The 22,469-nt window shown below is 49.4% G+C and carries 20 protein-coding genes; 10 read left to right on the top strand and 10 right to left on the bottom strand.

What is annotated here, in order from left to right:
- Nucleotides 1-10: 10 nt before the first annotated feature.
- The 10 genes from ispE to IYN85_RS03685 all read left to right on the top strand — a co-directional run bounded on the left by ispE (nucleotide 11) and on the right by IYN85_RS03685 (nucleotide 8,803).
- On the top strand, nucleotides 11-874 hold the full coding sequence (gene ispE, locus IYN85_RS03730) for a 4-(cytidine 5'-diphospho)-2-C-methyl-D-erythritol kinase (RefSeq protein ID WP_196157485.1): 864 nt from the start codon (nucleotides 11-13) through the stop codon (nucleotides 872-874).
- Between the two features lie 75 nt (nucleotides 875-949).
- On the top strand, nucleotides 950-1,888 hold the full coding sequence (locus IYN85_RS03725; protein ID WP_196157484.1) for a ribose-phosphate pyrophosphokinase: 939 nt from the start codon (nucleotides 950-952) through the stop codon (nucleotides 1,886-1,888).
- Between the two features lie 117 nt (nucleotides 1,889-2,005).
- On the top strand, nucleotides 2,006-2,617 hold the full coding sequence (locus IYN85_RS03720) for a 50S ribosomal protein L25/general stress protein Ctc (RefSeq protein ID WP_196157483.1): 612 nt from the start codon (nucleotides 2,006-2,008) through the stop codon (nucleotides 2,615-2,617).
- A gap of 68 nt (nucleotides 2,618-2,685) precedes the next feature.
- The gene (gene pth, locus IYN85_RS03715; protein ID WP_196157482.1) at nucleotides 2,686-3,276 is read left to right on the top strand and encodes an aminoacyl-tRNA hydrolase; all 591 of its coding nucleotides are present in this window, start codon (nucleotides 2,686-2,688) and stop codon (nucleotides 3,274-3,276) included.
- Between the two features lie 17 nt (nucleotides 3,277-3,293).
- On the top strand, nucleotides 3,294-4,385 hold the full coding sequence (ychF, locus tag IYN85_RS03710) for a redox-regulated ATPase YchF (RefSeq protein WP_196157481.1): 1,092 nt from the start codon (nucleotides 3,294-3,296) through the stop codon (nucleotides 4,383-4,385).
- Between the two features lie 189 nt (nucleotides 4,386-4,574).
- The gene (locus IYN85_RS03705) at nucleotides 4,575-4,805 is read left to right on the top strand and encodes a TIGR02647 family protein (RefSeq protein WP_196157480.1); all 231 of its coding nucleotides are present in this window, start codon (nucleotides 4,575-4,577) and stop codon (nucleotides 4,803-4,805) included.
- Nucleotides 4,806-4,978: 173 nt separating this feature from the next.
- On the top strand, nucleotides 4,979-6,097 hold the full coding sequence (locus IYN85_RS03700; RefSeq protein WP_230390461.1) for a D-alanine--D-alanine ligase: 1,119 nt from the start codon (nucleotides 4,979-4,981) through the stop codon (nucleotides 6,095-6,097).
- Between the two features lies 1 nt (nucleotide 6,098).
- Entirely contained in the window at nucleotides 6,099-7,862 is a 1,764-nt protein-coding gene (locus IYN85_RS03695) for a lysophospholipid acyltransferase family protein (RefSeq protein ID WP_196157479.1), read from the top strand.
- Nucleotides 7,846-8,379, top strand: coding sequence for a DinB family protein (locus tag IYN85_RS03690; RefSeq protein WP_196157478.1), 534 nt, complete (start codon nucleotides 7,846-7,848; stop codon nucleotides 8,377-8,379). Before IYN85_RS03695 ends, IYN85_RS03690 begins: the two co-directional genes overlap by 17 nt.
- Nucleotides 8,360-8,803, top strand: coding sequence for a YHS domain-containing (seleno)protein (locus IYN85_RS03685; RefSeq protein ID WP_196157477.1), 444 nt, complete (start codon nucleotides 8,360-8,362; stop codon nucleotides 8,801-8,803). Before IYN85_RS03690 ends, IYN85_RS03685 begins: the two co-directional genes overlap by 20 nt.
- Before the next feature lie 36 nt (nucleotides 8,804-8,839).
- On the opposite strand, the gene IYN85_RS03680 is transcribed toward IYN85_RS03685, so the two are convergent.
- The 10 genes from IYN85_RS03680 to IYN85_RS03635 all read right to left on the bottom strand — a co-directional run bounded on the left by IYN85_RS03680 (nucleotide 8,840) and on the right by IYN85_RS03635 (nucleotide 22,458).
- Nucleotides 8,840-9,298 (bottom strand): YccF domain-containing protein, encoded by a 459-nt coding sequence (locus tag IYN85_RS03680; RefSeq protein WP_196157476.1) that lies wholly within the window; start codon nucleotides 9,296-9,298, stop codon nucleotides 8,840-8,842.
- 732 nt (nucleotides 9,299-10,030) lie between these two features.
- Entirely contained in the window at nucleotides 10,031-11,131 is a 1,101-nt protein-coding gene (locus IYN85_RS03675; protein ID WP_196157475.1) for an HD-GYP domain-containing protein, read from the bottom strand.
- A 76-nt stretch (nucleotides 11,132-11,207) separates the two neighbouring features.
- Nucleotides 11,208-12,584 carry a DUF3482 domain-containing protein gene (locus tag IYN85_RS03670; RefSeq protein WP_196157474.1) on the bottom strand — a complete coding sequence of 459 codons (1,377 nt, stop codon included), beginning with the start codon at nucleotides 12,582-12,584 and terminating at the stop codon, nucleotides 11,208-11,210.
- Complete coding sequence (locus tag IYN85_RS03665) at nucleotides 12,585-13,865, bottom strand: DUF2868 domain-containing protein (protein ID WP_196157473.1); 1,281 nt, start codon at nucleotides 13,863-13,865, stop codon at nucleotides 12,585-12,587.
- A 120-nt stretch (nucleotides 13,866-13,985) separates the two neighbouring features.
- Nucleotides 13,986-14,423, bottom strand: a complete 438-nt coding sequence (locus tag IYN85_RS03660; RefSeq protein WP_196157472.1) for a GNAT family N-acetyltransferase — start codon at nucleotides 14,421-14,423, stop codon at nucleotides 13,986-13,988.
- 72 nt (nucleotides 14,424-14,495) lie between these two features.
- Nucleotides 14,496-17,147 carry a LuxR C-terminal-related transcriptional regulator gene (locus tag IYN85_RS03655; protein ID WP_196157471.1) on the bottom strand — a complete coding sequence of 884 codons (2,652 nt, stop codon included), beginning with the start codon at nucleotides 17,145-17,147 and terminating at the stop codon, nucleotides 14,496-14,498.
- Nucleotides 17,148-17,354: 207 nt separating this feature from the next.
- Nucleotides 17,355-19,304, bottom strand: coding sequence for a family 14 glycosylhydrolase (locus IYN85_RS03650; RefSeq protein ID WP_230390460.1), 1,950 nt, complete (start codon nucleotides 19,302-19,304; stop codon nucleotides 17,355-17,357).
- A 424-nt stretch (nucleotides 19,305-19,728) separates the two neighbouring features.
- Nucleotides 19,729-20,094, bottom strand: coding sequence for a thiol-disulfide oxidoreductase DCC family protein (locus IYN85_RS03645; RefSeq protein WP_196157470.1), 366 nt, complete (start codon nucleotides 20,092-20,094; stop codon nucleotides 19,729-19,731).
- Complete coding sequence (locus tag IYN85_RS03640; RefSeq protein WP_196157469.1) at nucleotides 20,069-20,260, bottom strand: DUF6435 family protein; 192 nt, start codon at nucleotides 20,258-20,260, stop codon at nucleotides 20,069-20,071. The genes IYN85_RS03645 and IYN85_RS03640 overlap by 26 nt, the downstream gene beginning before the upstream one ends.
- 272 nt (nucleotides 20,261-20,532) lie before the next feature.
- Complete coding sequence (locus tag IYN85_RS03635) at nucleotides 20,533-22,458, bottom strand: ATP-binding protein (RefSeq protein WP_196157468.1); 1,926 nt, start codon at nucleotides 22,456-22,458, stop codon at nucleotides 20,533-20,535.
- Between the last annotated feature and the right edge of the window lie 11 nt (nucleotides 22,459-22,469).

Genomic DNA, 22,469 nt, shown 5'->3' with positions numbered 1-22,469 from the left:
GAGCCCGATTGTGCCAGACCAAACACTGACCTTGCCCGCCCCGGCAAAACTCAACCTTTTTCTACACATTATCGGCCGTCGGCCAGACGGCTATCATGAACTGCAAACCCTGTTTCAGCTGCTGGATATGGGTGACACCCTGACTTTTACTCCAAACTCGTCACAGGGCATTCGGTTCAGTTGTTCCGATGCGACTCTGGAAACAGACGACAATCTTGTTCTTCGGGCAGCACATGCACTGGAGAGACATACAGAAAAAACATTCCATGTCGACATCCATCTCACAAAAGTTCTGCCCATGGGGGGCGGCATTGGTGGTGGCAGTTCTGATTGCGCCACGACACTCCTTGGACTGAACAAATTGCTGGACCTGAACCTGAACACCCAGACGTTGCAGTCAATAGGCGCCAAACTGGGCGCTGATGTTCCTGTATTTGTTCGCGGCAAAACAGCCTGGGCGGAAGGTATCGGTGAGCGACTAACCGACCTGCCTATGCCCGAACACTGGTTTGTGATTATTCATCCAAATGTACACGTTTCTACCGCTGAATTGTTCTCTCATCCTGAATTGACACGTGACACACCAGCCAGCACAATACGCGCCGAATTGGCTGGCAGCGGCCATAATGACTTTGAACCGCTGGTCCGTCGACTCTACCCGGATATAGACAAGGCTTTCCGATTGAGCAGTCCTTATGGCAACGCCAGACTCACCGGAACCGGTGCCTGTCTATTTATGTCCATGCAAAATAAAGAAATGGCCGAACACGCAGCTATGTCGATACGAAACAACTTGCCTGACGTTAATGTACTTCTGGCTCAGGGTACCAATGTATCAACGGCAGTGACGCAACTGCACAAGCGGCAGGCTTAGTAACCCAATTTAGATGATTGGGTGACTGAATCACCCAATCTTGATGACAGCTCAAGCAAACCAAGGGTGATAGAAGTGTCTAAAATGATGGTTTTTACTGGGACGGCAAATCCCGAACTCGCCAAACTTGTCGTTGAACGGTTATGTATTCCACTCGGCGAAGCCGAAATCGGCAAATTCAGCGACGGTGAAATTTCAGTTGACCTCATAGAGAACGTTCGCGGCGCCGACGTATTTATCATCCAGCCCACCTGTCAGCCCACCAATGACAACCTGATGGAAATCGTCTTTATGGCAGACGCTTTCCGGCGCGCCTCCGCAGGCCGAATTACCGCAGTCATCCCATATTTTGGTTATGCTCGCCAGGACCGCCGTCCGCGTTCAGCACGAACACCGATTTCCGCTAAAGCCGTGGCCGATATGCTGACGGTCGTCGGTATCGACCGGATCCTGACCGTCGATTTGCACGCAGAACAGATTCAGGGCTTTTTCAGCATCCCGGTTGACAACATCTATGGCTCGCCAATCCTGTTGGACGACATCCAAAAGCAGGGCTACGAAAATATGGTCATCGTTTCTCCAGATGTGGGCGGAGTTGTGCGCGCCCGCGCCATCGCCAAGCAGCTGGGGGCAGACCTCGCAATCATTGATAAACGCCGACCTAAGGCGAATCAGGCAGAAATCATGCACATTATTGGTGATGTCTCCAACCGAACTTGTATTCTGGTCGATGACATGGTCGATACTGCCGGCACTCTCTGCCAGGCCGCTGACGCACTAACCAAATTCGGCGCCACCAAAGTTGTCGCTTACGCGACCCATGCAGTACTCAGCGGACCCGCCGTTGAACGCATCAGCAACAGTGCAATTGAGCTGGTGGTTACCGACACAATCCCACTCTCGCCTGCCGCAGAAAACTGTGATAGTATCCGCCAGCTTTCGCTCTCGGGCATCCTCGCAGAGGCTATCCGGCGCGTCAGCAACGAAGAGTCCATCAGTGCAATGTTCCGCTAACTAGCGGCACATTCGCGGCATTTAGAGTCGGTTTCGACTCAACTATTGGCACTCACTTTTATAATACAGGCAGCATTGGTCGCAAGTGCTGCTTGTTTGCTTTTGGAGCTATACAAAATGTCTATTTATGATATCAACGCAGTACTTCGTGAAGAGTCAGGGAAAGGTGCGAGCCGCCGCCTGCGTCGCGAAAACAAGGTACCTGCTGTCATCTACGGCGGTGCTAAGAATCGCAAGCCACAAAGCCTGACGTTGGAATTACGTGAGTTGGTTAAAGCCCTGGAACACGAAGCTTTCTATTCTCACGTGTTGAACGTCAATATCGAAGGCAAGACTGAGCAAGCCATCCTGATGGATGTTCAACGTCACCCTGCAACTGACTTCCCTATGCACATCGACTTCGAACGTGTTACTAAGTCAACCATTGTTCACAAGCGCATTCCCCTGCACTTCTTGAACGAAGCAAAAGTTGCTAAAGCCGGTGGCCGTGTCATGCATACTGCTTCTGAGGTTGAAATCACTTGTAAAGCAGGCGACCTGCCAGAATTCATCGAAGTTGATGTTGATGGTTTGGAAGTTGGCTCAGTTATTCACTTATCTGAATTGAAACTGCCAAAAGGCATTACCCTGGTTGAATTGAACAAGGGTGCTGACCACGACTCTCCTGTCGTTTCTATTGCTAAAGCCGGTGGCGCAGCAGCAGACGACACTGAAGAAGCTGCTGAGTAATCTAACAGCTGATTCCAGAAAAGGGCCTTACAGGCCCTTTTTACGTTTAACCTAGCAATGAATAAACCATGAAAGACGTTATTCGCTTTATTGTTGGATTGGGGAACCCCGGACCACAATACGATCAAACCCGACACAATGCCGGTTTCGACTACGTTGATGCCCTTGCGCGTCAGCACAATGGCAGCTGGAAAACCGATACGAAGTATCAGGCTGAAACCTGCAGTATTACGCTTTCCGGTGAAAAAATCTGGCTGATGAAGCCAATGACATTTATGAACCGCAGCGGTCAGTCCGTGGCAAGTTTTGCCAACTTCTTTAAAATACCCGCTGAGAATATTCTGGTCGCACACGACGAACTGGATATTGCACCAGGCTCGGCTCGTTTTAAAAAGGGTGGCGGTCATGGCGGTCACAACGGTCTGCGCGACATTATTGCCTGCCTGGGTAATAACAAGGAATTCTATCGCCTGCGATTGGGAATTGGACACCCGGGAAATGCCCGGGACGTTGCAAACTATGTATTGAGCAAAGGTCCTGTCGAAGACCGTGTCTGCCTAGAGCGCGCTATCGATTGCGCATTGAACAACACATCTCAGGCGATCGACGGACAATGGTCGAAGGCAATGAATAACCTACACAGCTTTAAAGCCGAATAATTTTTGGAGATCAACTAATGGGTATCAAATGTGGCATCGTCGGCTTACCAAACGTCGGCAAATCAACCCTATTCAACGCCCTCACGCAAGCAGGTATTGATGCGGAGAACTTCCCGTTCTGTACGATCGAACCCAATACCGGGGTCGTCGCAGTACCGGATCCGCGTCAAGATAAGATCGCCGAAATAGTCAAACCGGAGCGGGTTATTCCGACGACGATGGAATTTGTGGACATTGCCGGGCTCGTCGCGGGTGCCTCCAAAGGCGATGGCTTGGGGAACAAATTCCTGGCGAATATCCGTGAAACTGACGCCATTGCGCACGTTGTTCGCTGTTTTGACAACGACAATGTTATCCACGTTGCCAACCAGGTTGATCCGGTCGCTGATATTGAAGTCATCAATACTGAGTTGGCATTGGCTGACCTAGAAAGTGTCGACAAACAGCTGGACAAACTGCTAAAAAAAGCCAAAGGTCAGGATAAAGAAGCCCGCCGACTCGCGGACTTGTTGGAAAAAATAAAGCCGGTTTTGGATGAAGCCAAACCCGCTCGAACCGTCGAGCTGAGCGATGATGAAAAGAAAGACCTGGCTCAATTCAACCTGCTGACCACTAAACCGACGCTGTATATCGCCAACGTCAATGAAGATGGTTTTGAAAACAATCCATACCTGGACAAAGTACGTGCTATTGCCGCCAGTGAAAATGCCGAAGTTGTGGCTATCTGCAACAAACTCGAAAGTGAGATTGTCGAGTTGGAAGACGATGAAAAAGCTGAGTTCCTAGCCGATCTGGGCATGGAAGAACCCGGTCTGAACCGTGTAATTCGCGCCTCATACAAGCTACTCGGACTACAGACGTTCTTTACCGCTGGTGTTAAAGAAGTTCGCGCCTGGACGGTACGGGTGGGTGCGACAGCGCCAAATGCGGCCGGTGTCATTCATACCGATTTCGAAAAAGGCTTTATTCGATCAGAAACCATTGCCTATGACGACTTCATCCAATTCAAGGGGGAATCGGGTGCAAAAGAAGCGGGCAAATGGCGTCTTGAAGGGAAAGAATACCTGGTAAAAGATGGCGACGTCATGCACTTCCGTTTTAACGTATAACCCCTATTCTATGGGGCATTGATAGTTGCCTTTCAATTAAAACCCGGTACCGCCGGGTTTTTTTATGCGCGGATTTCACTACAAACAACTGAGTTTTTTATGGCGCTATATCAAGTTTTTTTAGACTGTGTTAGTTATAGTGGCAAGGCTTGACCATGATACGTCCACAACAACGACAAGAGTGACACTATGACGATAACCGCAGATATGCACAGTGAAATGAACCTATTGCTTCAATTCCCTACCGATAGTTTGATGACCGGTATAAAAATTCACCATGACGCCGCGCCTGCTACCATTGCGGCCGCTCAAAGGTTGTTCGACAAAGGCTTTACAGATGCTCACGATGGTGGCTATCTGACCGATGCTGGAATCGAACTGGTTGAACATCTGCAGGTCGTCCATTCCGCCTTGAAATAATTGTCCACCGCGCGAGGTGATCAGCCACCTCGCGGTCATTTATCGTTTCGAACACCGCAAGACCTTTCTCGCATCTCCTTTTCGCCCACAACAATTAAAACAACGTACTGGAACTTTCTGAATGGACTGTAGTCTATGCTCCCATTGAATGAAATGGGAAGAAGGGGCCGGTCATGTCCATACAAGAACAAATGCCACGCACCTACGTCAGTCCAGGAATGCCACCACTGACGTTGGGCAAACGGTTTTCTTTTTTTGAATTCTGGCCAACTTGGCTAATGTACATTCCCGTCGTCTGCCAATGGCTGGCGCTGGCATTAAAATACCGCTCACTGACGTTACCACTTATCGCCAACCCCAAATTACCGCTGTCCGGCATGGTGGGTGTCCCTAAGAGTCAGTTATTGTCGCAAGCCAAAGGGGAGCTACAGAAGCAGGTTTTGCCCTGGTTTACGGTTACCCGAACAGAGGACACACTGGAGACGCAAATCGTTAAATTGGAGCAAAACCTCAAGGCCCATCATGTGCACTACCCTTTCGTGGGTAAGCCAGATATTGGCTGCCGGGGCGCTGGCGTGAAACTCATCAAGAATCGCAAGGAACTGGTCCAGTGCCTGAACAAATACCCGGTCGGGGCAGCCATGATGATTCAGCGTTTGTCGGACTACGAACCGGAAGCCGGCATTTTTTATGTCCGCCACCCAGACCAACAACAGGGCGAAATTATCTCAATGGCGCTGAAATACATGCCCTATGTAATCGGAGACGGGCAACATACTCTCGCCGAGTTAGTAGCCCGTGACGACCGAGCCGGTGAATTGCGACACCTCTATCAAAACCGTCATCGAGCGCATTGGCATGAGATTGTACCTGCCGGAAAGCCCTATCGGCTGATATTTTCTGCCAGTCACAGCAAGGGAGCCATTTTCAAAAATGCCAGCCACCTGATCACGCCTGAGCTGACCCGGCAACTGGATGCACTAATGCACGACATTCCGAATTTCCACTACGGTCGGTTAGACGTGAAATTCAAAAATGTTGACCAACTCACTGCCGGCACCGACCTGCAAATTGTTGAGATAAACACCGCCAGCTCTGAGCCATTACACATCTGGGACAGTAATACGCCCTTTCGAGCGGCAGTTCGATCACTGCTTTTTCAATACCGAACCTTATTTGAGCTGGGCCACGCTAACCGACAACAAGGATACCGCCCACCCGGATTAAAAGCGTTGATCGCGCATTGGCGCCTGGAACAGAACTTAACCCAATTTTATCCGGAGACTGATTGATATGAGCGACTCAACCCTGAATCCATTTCGGTTGTCTTCACTGCCCCGACCATTAGCCTGGACCTTGGAGCATATTCTGGGATTGACTCCGCTGGCACAGCGATACGATTTGCGTCCGCACGCGGCAACACCAGAGCAGTTTCTCGACCACACTTTGTCGTCACTGAACTGTAAGGTTTACCTGGATGGTCAACCCCTGGCAGCGGTTATTCCAGAGCATGGACCTACTCTGGTATTTGCCAATCATCCCTACGGTGGCCTGGAGGGCGTTGCGTTGACACGGGCCCTGCTCGCGGTAAGACCAGATACTAAAGTACTGACCAATAATATGCTTTCCGGCATATCGGAGTTGGCACCGGTTTTTTTCGGTGTTGATGTACTGGCAAAAAATGCGGCGCAAAGAAACGCTTCCAGTGTGCGCGCCGCCGCAAAACATCTGCAGAACAACGGTTTGCTGTTGATCTTCCCTGCGGGCCAGGTCAGTGCCATGACCTGGGGAAATTTTTCGGTCAGGGACCGGCAATGGAACCCTATGATCGGCCGCCTCGCGCGCAAATACGAGGCCACCTGTGTACCGGTATTTGTGCATGGCAAAAACCCAACTTATTTCCAACTAGCAGGCCTGATCCATAAACGATTGAGAACCCTGTTATTACCAAGGCAGCTAACGAATAAAACTGGCCAAACCATCCGCATGACCGTGGGAACAGCCATTTCTCCGCGCGAATGTCAGTCTCTTAAAAAGGCAAACACGATTACCAACCTGTTTCGCATGTCGACCTATTTGCTCGAAAACAGTCAACGCTTATCCTCTGCGATTCGCCATGACGAACTACTCGGTGCGGACGATCCTCAGATAGCGCATGGCTTACAACAAGAACTGGACCATCTCAGCGATTATAAACTGTTGGAAAAAAACCAATTTGAAGTTTATTGCGCGCCGTATTCAGCACTCACTGAGGTTTTTGACGCTATTGCCACAGCGCGGGAGGTGACTTTCCGGGCGGCCGGTGAAGGGACTGGAAACGACAAAGACACAGATCGGTTTGATCCTCACTACTACCACCTCTTTGTCTGGGACCGTGAAGCACAAAAAATTGTAGGAGGCTACCGACTCGGCGAAACCGATACCATAGTAGATAAGCTCGGCGTGAACGCTTTATACAGCCGCAGTCTGTACCGATACGATGCCAACTACATCAAAAACCTGGGGCCTGCGTTAGAAGTCGGACGATCCTTTGTCACGCAAGCGTATCAGCGACACCCCTCGGCACTCGATTTACTTTGGCGCGGAATCGGCCAATTTGTGGTCCGCCACCCAAAGTACAAAGTCTTGTTCGGTTGCGTCAGTATTTCTTCAGATCATTCCGAAACAGCACGTGCATTTATTTCGGATGCGATGATGGAAAGCTTCCGTGCGGAACAAAAATTTCTAGAAAATGTGCAACCCATCATGCCGTTAAGAGTCAAAGGAAAAGTCTGGTCGAAACGGATGTTGAGTTCTATCCGGGACATCAGCGTATTCAACAAATTGGTCGGACAGTGTGATCCAGGTAAAACCATTCCGGTTCTGTTGCGCCACTACCTGGCGTTAAACGGTCGCTTCGTTGGTTTTTCCGTAAACAAAGGTTTCAATGATTCGCTCGACGGACTCATTCTGGTCAACTTGCACAACATGCCCGAGCGTTATCTGAAACGATACTTGGGCCATGAAGGACTTATCCGTTATCAACAATACTGGACGCAACATGAAAGAACTGTGTAACGCAAACATTGAAGTACTGAACCAATTGAAAGATCTGATTGCGTGCTGCGCGAATGTTTATATTAAACCGACGGACAGTGCTCATGCCGGTATCGGGGATCATGTAAGACACGTTCTTGATCACTATCGCGCGTTGCGCAATGGTTTGGTTAACGGTCAGGTGGATTACAACTTTCGCACAAGAAATTCACCGGAACAGACCGATAGCAAACAGGCGCTCGATAACATTCAAGAGCTGAAAAATTGGCTCGCCCAATTGGAGTCAGTCGATCACCGCATCCAGGTTATTTCTGAAATTAATCTGCACCGGTGCCAGTCGCAGCAAATGCCATCGACAATAGAACGCGAGCTGCTGTACCTGATCAATCACTCCATTCACCACATGGCCTACGCTTCGTTGCTGGCCAGCACCAGAGGCGTCTGCGTTCCGCACCACATTGGTTTGGCACCGGGTACGGCAACCTATGAACGACAACAACGGGATAGAGAGCAAGAATATGTTGAAACCGCTGAGTAAGTTTCTATTGATCTTTGGGTTGATCGGGAGTGCGTTGGCGGTCGACGCTATCTTCACCCCCTGGCATAACAATCTGGCAATTAAAGGGTTTGACCCTGTCGCCTATTTTACCGACAACAGTGCCATAGAAGGCAACGCAGATTTTGAATACGAATGGCAGGGCGCCATCTGGCGTTTTGCCAGCGCACAACACCGGGATATGTTTATCTCTGACCCCAATCGCTATGCGCCACAATATGGCGGTTATTGTGCCTACGCTGTCGCCAACAACAATACCGCCGGAATCGATCCGGATCAGTTCACCATTGTTGATGGCAAACTGTACCTGAATTACAACGCAAAAATTCAGGAAAAGTGGTTGCGGGAGCGAGATTCGTTTATCAACGCCGCAGATCAGTACTGGCCGGATTTATTGGCAAAATAAACTGAGCCCCAGTCGCTGGGGAAACATGCTAAGCCGTTAATGACGACGCCGGTCGGCGATATACGCCGCGGCGTTATCGGCACGTACCGCAGCAGCGACGTCTTTCGACACAATGGTTTTGCCAATGGGCGCCAAAGCGATCCCGGCGAGTTTCAATTGCTGAATGCTGAATGGAATACCAATGATAGAAAGAAACAGACAAATCGCGCTGATCGTGTGACCAATGGCTAACCATATCCCTGCCACAAAAAACCAGATCACATTGCCAATAAAACCTAACCCACCGGTCCCCACATCCTTTCTTAAATTTAAATCAGCACGATTAATCGCTTCATGACCAAAGGGAAAAAACGAAAACTGACCCATAACGAAACAAGCTTTAGCCCAGGGAATACCAATAATGCTGATGAACGCCAACACACCGACAGTCCACCATGCCAGTCCCATGAGTAGCCCGCCCAACACAAACCACAAAAAATTCCCGATTATCCGCATATTTCCAGCTCCATCATGTTAATGCGGCGCAGGATACCCAAAGTCCGAACAAAATTCTGCCTGTCAGAAGTCTAATTCTTAAGGTGCACTCATTGTCTTTTTAGTTGAAATTCAAGACGCAACTGACCTGGTTGCCCCGAAAATCGCAGAGGAACGGTGAAACACAGCGTTTACCTACATGAAAAGGACGACAGACCGAAGCTAGTGTCCTGAGTCTGAAGTTCGCAAGAATTCAGCGCGCCATTCAAGCTTTATAGCTAGGCGTGTCTCGCAGTCAATGGTTATTCCATTGGCAAGAGACAGAACAACGCTAAAGAGCTTGAATGACGCGCCCAAAGGGAGCTCATGGAAAACACTATTACGACGTTGCTCTTCTTGAAAAGATCTCGATATTCTCTACAAAGAGCGCCTTGTACTAGCGCTTCCCATGAGCTCTGAAACGATACGAACTTCTGACTCAGGACACTAGGGCACCTCTGATTAATTGCTCTCTACCTCAGCGGGTGAAGAAATGCGCAAAATTCGAGGCAAGTTCTGCAGGCAATATTCATCATCTTGGCAAAGGACTTAACAACGAAATTTGCCATTTCAGCCCCGCCCTCAGGGTCCTTCAGGTCGATGACTGAGCATTGTTGTGTGTTTTGAAAAGGACTCGCCATTCCCTGCAACACACGCCTCGCTCATCCTATCGATCTGATAGGACTGTGGTGATTTGAATTAATCAGAGTTGCCCTAGACATCTTCCCGACGTTCGCGGGTAATTTGCATAAAAGCGGAGACCCATTTGGGGTTGAACTGGACCCCAGAGTAGCGATTTAATTCCATCACGGCCCGCATCAACGGCCTCTTGCGACTCAACGATTTTGAGTAGCCATGTGTAATCGCTTCAAAGGCGTGAACGACCGCTAACATCTGCGCACCGACACAAATCTCATCACCTTTTAATGCCAGCGGGTAACCACTGCCATCAAAATTTTCCTGATGATGGTCGATAATTTTCTTTGCCACATGCCAACGCGGAAATGACGAAGCCAAGCGGCTGGCGACCCAAACGTGGTCTTGCACTGACTGACGCTCCAGCTCCGTCAACTGTGCCGATTTGTTGATGACGTCGGATGGCAGCATTGCCATCCCGATATCATGCAAACAGACGGCCACAAAAAGCTGTTCAGGCTCAACCGGCCGCCCCATTTGATTATTCAGGCTCATTATCCAGCTCATCACACGCGCTATTCGTCCGTGCCAGAAGGCCGCTCTTGATTGCGTTTGCTCAGCCAATTGCAGGATAAATTCGAGATCGTCTGTGGCGGTTATTTTGAATCGTTTAAACAGTGACTCCCCATCCCCGTCCGCCTGCAATTGACTGGTCAGCGGATCCAGTAACGTCAGCGCTCGGGTCAACGCTGGAATAGGGTTTTTAGCGTTGGAGGTCAAACCGTTATTGATCTGACTGGCGACGACACTAAACAGACCGCCGTCGTATTCGGCTTCCATATTCCGTTCCAGAGCTGCAATAAAACTGGAACAGCGATCCAACACCAAAAGGGTCAGATCACCGATTAAGGGCTGGAAGGCAATATCGCCATGGCGCACCATATCCAGCACCGATTCAACGGATTGCAGTAAATCGACCAACGGATAAATGCCAAGTAAGCCGCAATTGCCTTTTATAGTGTGCACGGCACGAAATAACGCATTCAACAGTTCGGCATTGTTTGGTTCGTGTTCCAGCTTCAGTATGTTGCTTTCGGCGGCTTCGTAGAGGTCTTTGTAGTCTTCAAAAAAGTCGACAATCAGCTCTGAGTCGCCCGCATCGAACGTAAATAACGCCATAATTAATTCACCCAAACCACAAGACCAGTCCCATCTTCATTGGTATCGACCGTTTCACGACGACATTGAGAAACGATTACCGTAATTTCAGAATCCAATCTCTTAACTGTAGCAGCTCCTGATCATTGAGCCCCTTGTGTGCACGCAATATCAAACGGGTCAATTGTACCTGCTCGTACTTGGGCAAACGGGTCAGTCGATCATTCAAACGCGTGTCAGACATTTCGGCAACGGAGCGGTCCGCGTGGGTTCGCGCCAAAATCATCTCAAAAAAGTCGACCGCTCTGCCCAACAAGACGAACGCAAAGGTCGCTTCTTTAGCTGGGCCTGCCGTCAACGTTTTTCCCGCCAGTGGTACGCCTTTAATTTTCAATTTTTCCGGCTTCCAGGTCGCCGCCAGCGACGCGAGGCCGGAAACCAGACCTCCAGCGACGGCTCCCGCCATGAGCGATGCGCCCCCTACCCCCACATCGATAACGGCTCCGGCAGCGGCGCCTGCCGACGCCGACAACGCGATGATTTTCTGTCGATCCAGGCCATACATAAACCAGTGACTGGCATCGAACAGATCCGGGTAATCAGCCGTCAAATCGGTTGACCTCAGTTGCATTTGCGGATGTGCAAACAGCGCCTGCAATTGCTTGTGCATACTCTGTTCGGTTGCCCTTAAAGCTTGCTGATAATCGCTTTTGAGTTTGTCTTGCAACAGATTCTGTGCAAACTCCACCGGTACCTTAACCTCACTAACGTGACTAAGCATCTGCACCAGATGTTCCGCAACGATGAGCGCACCCTGTTCCTGCAACCGCTGAGCATAGGCCTTTAAAAACCGAATGCTGGATTCGATCGCAGAACGCCAGGGTTCATAGAGCTCGGCAAAAGCAGACAGAACGGTAAATTGTTTTTGCGGATCAGCGGTCATCGGGTCGAATACCCGAACCACACTGAAATACTGACTCAACGCATCACGCCATTGCTCAACGTAGGCTTCGCCGCCGATTGGATTGATTAACGCCATCCGAGGCTGTCCAGTCCATTGCAGTATTGTCATCTCTGCTTCGAACTCAGGACTGTAGGGCAGCGAACCGTCGACGACATAAATGATACCGGCGCCACTCAAAATGGGTTGTAGCAGCTCGGCTTCATCCCGATAGCGGCTGGCCGCGTTCTGATTTTCCTGATCGACAAAGGCCTGAACGGTTTGCTTGCGTTGGGCTGCGTTCGGCGCATGCTGCTCTAGCCAGGACAAAACCTGACGCGGGCGCTGAAATCCGGGCGTATCCACGAGCGTATATTGTGTAACGTCATCCAACCTAAGCTCAAACGCTTGCGATTGCGTCGTTGTCCCGGAAATCTCGGATATTTTTACAGCATCCTGGCGAGTCAGCGTTGAAACAATACTCGATTTCCCTTTATTGGGATGTCCCACAACGGCAAATACTGGTGTCGTCACTTATAAGACCTTCTTCAGAGCAATCTGTTGGCGATGGGCAAAGTACTGCCAGGACTTCTGTTGCGTTGCATAGCGTGGTAGGTCTTGCTCACTGTCGACCAACACCAGGCTGACATCCGCATTGGCCTGTTTCAACATAGCCAAACTGTCGGCCAACTCCCCAGTTGGTGTTTGGTTCGCAGCCACCAGCACAGCCACGGGCCGTGCCCTTTTACTTTGGGCTGACTGCAACCACTGCTCATCCTCCAGCCACGATCCGCTGCCCAAATTGCGCACTGTGGTCCAGCGACAATCCGGTTGTTGCCAGCTGATGAGATCGACCCGATTATCACTAAGGTCAATATTTTCGGGTGCCTGAAAGGCATCCGAGGACTGAATCGGGTTAACACTGGCCTGGCGTTGTTGCGCAACGATAAACTGCTCAATGTCTCCGGTGTTATGTATGCTCCACCGTAACAATCGGACCAGGCGAAAGCGCAAGCCAAGTGAAAGCAAGACACGCGGCAGAACTCCGTAAACGGCAATCGCCAAGATCAGGGTTTGCCACCAGGCGCTATCTGTGCCATGCCCACCCGCGGAGCTTTGCATGGTAAACCGACTGTCGTGAATCAATTCAGCGGATGGCGCATCCACTAACCAATGCCAAGGCCAGCTGAGCCAATGCATGATGGTCGTCATCGTATTGTCATCACGAATCAACGTTGAAGACCAACCAAACTGATAGTCCTGAAAGGTCGCTAACAGAAAAAATGCCAGTACCGCTGACACCGAAAACACCAACGCTATGCGCTGGCTTTGCCAGACAATCCAGGCGAACAAAAGTCGATGGTAACACTGAAATTGACTGATCTGAAACCGAGCCATCCAAAACGCCACAAACGGATGATGGGCTGGGCGGAGCGTCACTGGTGACCACAATGAAAAGTAAACGCTGCTGAGCGTCAACAACAAGGGGAGGAAGGCAAATAACGCCAGAGGCACCCAAATATTAATGGGGTGGTTTCCGGTGACATTCAGCACCGTGGCCATAGCACTGAAGCCAATCAACGCGGCAAGCCCGGTTAACAACCATAACAGGCTGCGCACCGGCGTCACAATACGGGCCTGCTGTTCCCATTGTTCGAGGCAGTCGATCACCGACAATGAAGCAGAATCATTCGCCAAGCGTGAAGGCTGCTGCGCGACAAACAACCGGAAACTGAGCCAGCGGAACAAGGCTTGCGTAGTGCCGTTCCTGAAAAAAAACGCGATCACCGCCTTAACGGGTAACTGAGTTGACATAAAATCCTTATCACATTGACAGCGGCGCAAACGTCCGCGTGGACGCAAGTATAACGAAGAATCCGGTCGGGTATGGAATCAGAAGTCGAATTCTGAGTGTGCATGACCAACAAGTCGCCATCAAGCGGGTAACCATTGGTAGTAAATATCCCATTCTTCTTCCGCATAGGGTGTGAAACCCTGCTTCTGATAAAAGCCATTAGCGTCACTGTCACGCAACGCGCACAACCGCACAGGCTGCTTCGCGGCAGTTGCTTGCGCTTTGACCAAGGCCAAAACCTGTTGCCCCAATCCGGCATTCTGCACGGCCGGGTTGATGTACAGATGATCCAACCAAACATGGTCCGGTTTATTAAACACTACAAAAAAACCAGCTAATTCACCTTTATATTGGATTTTCCAAGTCTGCTCTGGGCGAAAAGCATCCAAAAATCGACGACGTGCGCGCTGAGGATCAAACCGACCGACGGCTTCTAAACTGGGTCGCATCGCGGCGACACGAAGTTCCGCCAGAGACGTGGCATCGTCCGCCAGTGCCGGAATTAATTGAAGATTCATGACTATTGAGTTCCCTGTTTTTGGACACGATACAAAGCATCAACAAATCAGGCAAGTGAGGTGTACATACAACTACAGGTGCTGACAGATCTGTATCGCCTGCGAACGCTTACTGATGTCCAGCTTACGATACAGGCGCCGAATGTGGCTCTTTACTGTGGAGACTGCAATATGCATGCTGGACGCAATTTCGTCGTTATTGAGCCCAGCACCGATCAGCAGCAGAACCTGCAATTCTTTGGGCGTGACCAAATCCTGAGGATCGGCGTATTGTGCATTCAGATTCTCCAGTAATTGATCGTTCTGCTGCGTGTTTATCTCTGAGGATATCTGATGCTGGCTGAACCAAATATTCCAATCGGGCCATTCCCGGGCCAAAGGCTCATCACAGAACAGAGAACTTAACCACAGCGATTGCAGGGGTTTCAGTTCGACCAATTGCGCCAATTCTGCCGCCCAGATTTTTAATCCGTCTTCGTTATTGTGCCAAAGCGCCAGCAGGATTTTACTTTTAAGGGATTGCAAACGCAGACCGAAATGATCCGCTGTGTTTACCAATGACTTTAAGGTTGCGATAGCGCCCTGCCGGTTACCTTGAAAGTATCCGTGAATGGCGTGCAACCGCTGGTAGTGCTGATAGAAATGATTATTTGGAGGGCAGTTCAAATGTTTTTCCCGCCACACCAGATGAGGTTCAAAGTTGATCACGCCAGCGCGCTGACAAGCCATTAAGAACTCATTGGCGTAGGCCAGCCAATCGGTATGGTATTCATAGCTTTGCAACAGATAATTCACCTGGAAAGCCAGGTTCCGGGCAACCTCCTGCTGTCCGCGCCATAAGGCAATTAACCCACGATGCACATGGATATTGAGCAAACCATAATTCCCCAATGGCTCAATCACCTGTTCGCTTTTCAACAACAGTCGATCCGCCTGACTAAGATCCCCCTGTTCGATTAACAGATGAGTTCGATTGCGGTACAGAAACTCCATGTGCAGAACATCTTCGATGCAATTGTCGTGCGCCATGTCGATTGCACTCTGCTGCACCGCCAAAGCCGTGTCTATTTGCCCCCAAGCGGTGTAAGCATCCGATATCAGACACATAGACCACAACCTCTGCTGCACCAGTTTGTTTTCAAAGGCGTGTTTTTCCGCCTCTTTTAACAAAGAGACAGCGTTACTCAATTCGCCACGACACAAGGCGCTCTGCCCAAGTACTGAGTAGGTGACGGTGCGTGATACAAAACTTTCTGGTTTTAATTGATTAATGGCTTGTTCAGCGAGCGTTTGTGCGCGCTCGAACTCTTCGACATTAATGGCCGCCTGAGCTTGCGCGACGCTGTGTTCTGCCCATACTTCAGCAGGCACATCCTGTGAATCCGCCACGCAGTCCTGCAACAGCTTGCCAACATCATCTTCGCGATAGGTGGCCAGCAACACCCAGGACAGCAACAACGTTAACCGAGCATCCTGCTTCACGGTTTCAACTCGGACGCAGTCAAATAACTTGGTCAGGGTATTAAATTGACCACGCTGGTACAGGTCTATACCACTGCGCGACAGAATCGACAGCACAACGGACTCTTGTTTCAGATTCAGCCCCAGTTGAACGCCTTCAATAATCAGCTGATTATCCAGGTAGGCATCAACCGCCCGCCCTAACAAGGCCTGCTGCTGTTCACTGCCGAGCTTCAACTGTTGTTTCAATAAACTGTCTCGAAAAATATCCTGCAAGCGATACCAGCGTTCCTGCCCTTCGACCCGATGAATGAATAATTGTCTTTGTTCCAACTCGTAAATTAACGAATCGCTGTCTTGTGTCCCCAACAGGCTGTCACACAAAGCGGCATTAAATTGTTCAAACACGCAGATGTTTAATAAAAAGTTCTGAATTTTCTCCGGCTGTTGCAGCAGGACTTCCTGGATCAGAAATTCGTCAACCTCAAAGGCACCTTGCCCGAGACGTCCAGAGGCGTCCAGCAGATCTGTGGCGCTACGCGCACTGCGGGTAATTAATTGCATTGCTGCTGGCCAGCCCGCGGTCAGCGCAGCCAACTCTTGCGCCACTGTTACGGGCACCTGAAAATCCAGATTCTGAGCCAGAAACTGGGCGGTCTCTGCTTCATTAAAGGCCAATTGCTCAGCGCCAATTTCGATCAAGCGCCCTTTAACCCGGAACGCCGAAAGCGACATCGGTGGTTCATTCTGACAACAGAGAATGACATGCACCTGCGCCGGCAACAATTTCAGCCAATGCCGCAGGGCATCCAGAATAACCGAGTTGGTCAGGGTATGAACGTCATCCAACACAATAAAAAAGCTGTTCGGCGACTGCGCGATTTCCATCATTGCCTTGGCCAGCAAACTATGAAGATTGGCGTATTCCTGTTGCTGTACTAACGCCAGTGTGTGTGGACACTGCCCACCACTGGCGTGATGGAGAGCATAAATCAGGTGATTGGCAAAATAACTGGGTTCGTTATCATTGATATCCAACGAATACCAACCATTGGCCAGCTTACGTTCCTGCAACCAATTTACGACTAACGTACTTTTCCCGAAACCCGCAGGCGAATAAACGCAGGTAATGGGTATAGATTGGCTTTGGTCCAGCAACGTTAACAGACGTTCCCGTGCTAACAGTTTTTGGTTAATCGATGGCGTAATTAACTTATAAGGCTGAATCCAAAGGCTCTGATTGTTATTTTTATTCAGAGACATTTAAGGCAGTAACCTGACAAACGTATGTGCAGCATTTTAGTCATTGCAACACCACTGTGGGCAGTAGCAAAAATTGTACGGTAGGATTTTAGGGTTGAGAGCGGTGGAGTAATCCAGAGGACTATCCACCAGTTCTTTCTGACAAGTGAGGCTTACGACAGCCAGGGGTTGAACCGCCACAACCCAGGCGTGGCGGTTCCTTCATGCTTACAGGTCACCAATGATCGCGGAACTGGACCCGCGCTGGAAGACATTCATTTTGCCGCATTGAGCAAAGTGGTTACCCGACGAATAGGGTGTGCCGGATTGCGCAACGTCACCTTCCCAACCAGGACCGTTAGAGATAAAGGACTTCAGTTCAAACCAACCGTTCACGGCTTTTGAGCAGTCCATTTCAACATCGAGCATCCAATAATGATCGCCAAAGCTGTTCAACGGCTCATAACCAAAACCCTGCACTGACACAGTATTGGGGTTGCTGGCATTGTTTGTTGTCCAATCTAACGGTGAGCCTACAGAAGCAGCATTTTGCCCAGCTTCAGCGCCGTACCAGTCCAGATAGTCATCACCACTTTTCCAGGGTGCGGTGGTGCTGTTTCTAAGGTTGTTATGACGGACCGGTATCGCACATTCAAAGTTATAGGTCTGGCAGTTACGTCCCAAGTTCGTGTTGGCATAATTATGGTCAATACCACCACGAACAAACATATCCTGACCAACCTCAGTCTGACCGTAAATGAAAATCACGGTACGCTGCCAGTCACCACTGGTCACCAGGAAGTTATTGATGAATTGCTGATACCGATATTGACCGGTGCCCCCATCCGTGACCTGATTAATACGCAAAACGGTCATGCCGGAGTAAGACGCATAGGTAAAGGCGTTTTCAATGTTATCCCACCCGGTTGCGCTGCTCGCACCACCAGACAAAGCATTTTCACCTTTGATGTTGACACCTTGCACTTCAGCTTCGTTAGCTACCCAGAAAACGAGCGACTGAGCCAACGATTGTCCGCCTCCATTGGGATCGTCATTCATCTCCAAAGCAGTGAAATGCAATGTGACGCCCCGCGGCTCGTTATTATAAGCTGCGGCGACACCAATAATGTCCGCATAGCCATGTCCGGTGGCATCCAGGCTCACATCCACATCACTGGGAATCAAGCCAGCGGCCATTTCAGCGCTACGTACCGTGTTATCGGTGGCCGACATCTTCCAGTGAATTCCCGGGATTTTGAAGCCCAGTTCAATATTCGCAAAGCTTCCGTCGAACGCCAGTAAAGCGTTATCCAGCATTCGGTAGCCATGGTCCATCAATGAGTCGTGATACCAGCGAATAAAGTCGCGACCATACTGCGTATTGTACTGTTCCCCGTTACTGATGAATGAGCCGGCATTTGACGGAGGGTTGATATCGTCCTTGCTGTTCAGGGTAAATCCCCAGCTGGCACTGACACCGGCTACGCTGCCGTACTTGGCAATCGCCCAATCTCGGAAGTCGGCTTTCGCCGGTTCGCTGTAAGATTGGAAACCGCCGCGAGTAGGATACCCGGTTAAACCATTGTCATGGCCGTTATAAGAGGGGTAACGCAACTCCCCTGCTGGTCCCATGGAGATGTTGATTTCGTCAATGACCTTGGCCATGCCTGCGAAATGTGCCTCGAAGGCTTCCATGAATTCCTTGTATTCGTCCAGCACATAATCATCACGCCACAGAGATACAGTCTCAACGGATTCGTTACCATATTCGCTCTTGTATTTCAGATCCGATGCCGAAACACCCTGACCGGTATAGTGATTCCAGATCCAGCCGGGAATGGGGATATCACACGTATCGCCAACGTTTCCGCCACATTGGTGGAAAGACATGATGGGGACGATGTGTAAACCCGCGTTACTGATTTTGGTGAAAATGGTGTCGTAGTAGCTCCAGTCAAATTGTTGATCACCGGCACTTTCCACTTTGCCCCACCACACGTCAACCGACACGCCAGTGACGCCAATGCTTTTCGCGGTATTCAGTTGGGATTCAAATTCACCCCAATTGGAAACTTCAAGGGGGGCCATGACATTGGCAGAAGTTGCACTGTCTGCCCAGCTATTTACTGCGACGACAATCGAGCTTGCGAAAGCAAGCGTTTGGAAACTCGTTTTCATTGCGATTACCTTTGTTGTTTTTATTTGATGTATTTAAGGTACGTTGCAGTGTGTATTTTTCGGGGAGGAGTGTCTTCCTCCTCTGGGGGCGGAAATTTTGATGCGTGCTGTTTGTAAGGGGTGAATGAGGGACACGACTTAATTTCATTCGGCACTAGTGCACTTCCAATTATTTTGTTCGATCGAACGTTTGCTTCAGCGTGCATCCCCTCGCACGGCGTTTCTACGACGTCTATGGCGTTGAAAACGTTGCCCTGCACTATATCTGTCAGCCGACTGAGAGAGGGCTAGTTACTGACACCACCGGCGAAAAGAGATCTCGCAAGTTGATGTCTGGATCGGAAATGCAGCGAATACACCCCAAAAACGCAAAGGTACATTCCATTGGTAAAGAACGCCGTTAGAAGTCTGGTTTTGTATCTCGTCAACTGGCACGACTCTGACGGATTTTTCGCCGGTATTGATACCACCTCAACCAGAGCCCATAGCCCACCCGCGCAACCGAATAGATAACCGGTAAGCGCAATACGCCGGCGCAATAGCACCAGCGAGTGTGCTGCCAAGCTGCGATATTCGCGTCCAACCCGGTTAGCCAACGGCCATCGGCCTTGCGCAAGTGCAGTTGCGAAAACAACCGTTCACGCTCTTCTGAGCTTTGATTAAGTGAATTAATGTCCTGAAACTGAATATCTTCATCAGCCAGTCGTTTCAGCTTAGCAATTTCCGCTGAACATACAGGGCACTGACCATCGTAAAACAGCGTTTCACGCTGTTCCGCTTTTATCTTCATCAGCTTGCAGCTCCTTGATTTTCTGACGGTAAGCTTCCGCTTCAGATGTTAATTCTGAATACCCGCGAATGTCACCATTGCGTTGCGCGTGGAACGCCTTTTCGGATAATCGGTTAAATTCTTTTTGCAATTTCTTAGCAGGATCTGTTTTCAAAAACGCAAACATAACGCCACCACCTTTTTTAACGACATAGACCACTCAATACGCAAGAACACGGCAATGGGATCAATAGACATGAATGCAAAAGCCCCTTATCCACGTGGCTTCCCTACTATCAGGGCGAAATGATGGACTTCATGACAGTACCCGTAATCATAAGGATGATTCGACTTTGTTTAACGGTGACCTCGGCAAGTTTCGCAATCACTGCAGCCGACACATCTCATTATTCGTTTATTTTGAATGTTTGAAACTGATCAGGATTGATCGAACAGGTGTTATTCCTGCAGCGCTTTCGGCATGCGAATTTTAAATGTTGCGCCTTCACCCAACTTACTGGTGCAATAAACATTACCTTTCAGCTTTTGCACCACCAGATTATAAACAATGCTTAACCCTAAACCGGTCGATCCCTGCCCACGTCGTGTGGTAAAAAATGGGTCAAAGATATTTGCTAAAATATCCTGCGAAATACCTTTACCATCGTCTCGGTAAATAATTTCAATTTTCTCAGCCACGACAGAGACATCGACACTAATTATTGCAGGCTTTTCTTTTTCTAATCCATGGTAGAGAGAATTCATGACCAAGTTGGATATTATCTGCCAAAGCAGCCCTGGGTAACTTTGAATGCGAATACTCGAGTCGCCACTCACATGAACCGTCACTGAATATTCCTTCATTGCAACCTTCAAACTACTCAATATCTCTTCGATATAAGCGACCAACTCTATTTCTGTGAGATGGTCTTGCACCTGATTGGCTGCTGTACGCTTAAAGGTACTCACAAGTTCAGCAGCCCTGCCCAGGTTAAACTGAAGAATTCCGGTTACATCTTTACATTGATCCAGAAAGTCTTCCAGATCACTAACGGTAATAGCACCCGATTTTAGCTTCTTTTCTAACTCTGGTGTTCTTTCAACCAATATTGAGTTTGCCGTAATGGCAACACCTAACGGTGTATTGATTTCATGAGCGACTCCGGCAACTAGGCCACCTAAGGCCGCAAGTTTCTCACTTTCAACAAGTTGCTGTTGTGTCTGTTGCAAATTCTCATAGGCCTGTTGCAATTCCTCCTGGTGAATCTTTTCGCGATCAACGACGGTCCGATACACATTAAACCAATGTTCGAGCTGATTGATTTCTATAATTGAAGTATTGCTTTCCAAGGGCGCGGACATTTGTCCCTGATGCTTAGCCGCATTGGTAATCGCCTCGATCGGAGCGACAACTTTTCTGGACAGGTAGTACACAGCGACGACCAACAAAAACATCGCAAATAGAAAAGAGGCATAGGTGTAAAGCCGAATGTTGCGGGCTCTTGTTAAAATGGGGTCCAGTTCGATGACACCCAGTACATACCAGTTCATTGGTGAAATGGTTTTCACCAACAGCCGGACTTGTTTCTCGTCGATAACAGCGTCTACCGGTTTTTCGACAGTGGCTGCCTGTGGAAGATCAACGCCCTGAAATTGAGTACGCAATTTTGATTGATGCGGGTGATAGACAGTACGTCCGATCGAATCTAAAACGATGTTATACATGTTGCCGTCGCTGTCGTTAAAGAATTCTTCATAAACCGTATCTACATCGTATTTTAAGATCAGTATTCCCACTCGGTCATATTGCAGTAAGTTTTCATTAAAGCGAGTCACTTGAATAACGGCAGGAATAACAAAGCCGTACTCTGAACCAGTGAGTGGATTGAGTTCAATGCCGGGCCAACACAACGTCCCGGTAAAATCACCGCAACGATCCAGCCATTGCAGAACCAGACTCTGGTCATACTCCATGTCTGCTGTGAAATCACCAATACTGAACAAATCGGTACCAACGATTAAATCGATACCAATCAGGCCTTGAATACTGAACATTGATGCCAGCTCATCTTCGATGCTGGAGCGAAGCCTTAAGCGCACCAGATTAGAAATACCGTCCGAACTTTCAACAGCGGCTATCACTCTTTGAATGGTTTCGGATTGCGCAGTGTTGTTCGCTAACCGACGGGCGGCACGTACGAAATTTTCCAGATTGCGTATTTCCCGGTGCAGGATGGTCTGTGTCAGTTCATTTGCCTGAGTATTTAAACCGTCAAGACTGATCTGATAGGACGAATAGCCGAGTATCAGCACGGGCAACAATGCCCCAAGAACCATATAAACGACGAGTCGATTCTGAAGTTTGCGGAACCATAATATGGCCAAATTCAAAGCTC

The sequence above is a fragment of the Reinekea sp. G2M2-21 genome, from assembly GCF_015687175.1.
GTDB lineage: Bacteria > Pseudomonadota > Gammaproteobacteria > Pseudomonadales > Natronospirillaceae > Reinekea.
Note: the sequence above shows the minus strand (reverse complement) of the source record. Positions and strands in the feature narration are given on the sequence as shown.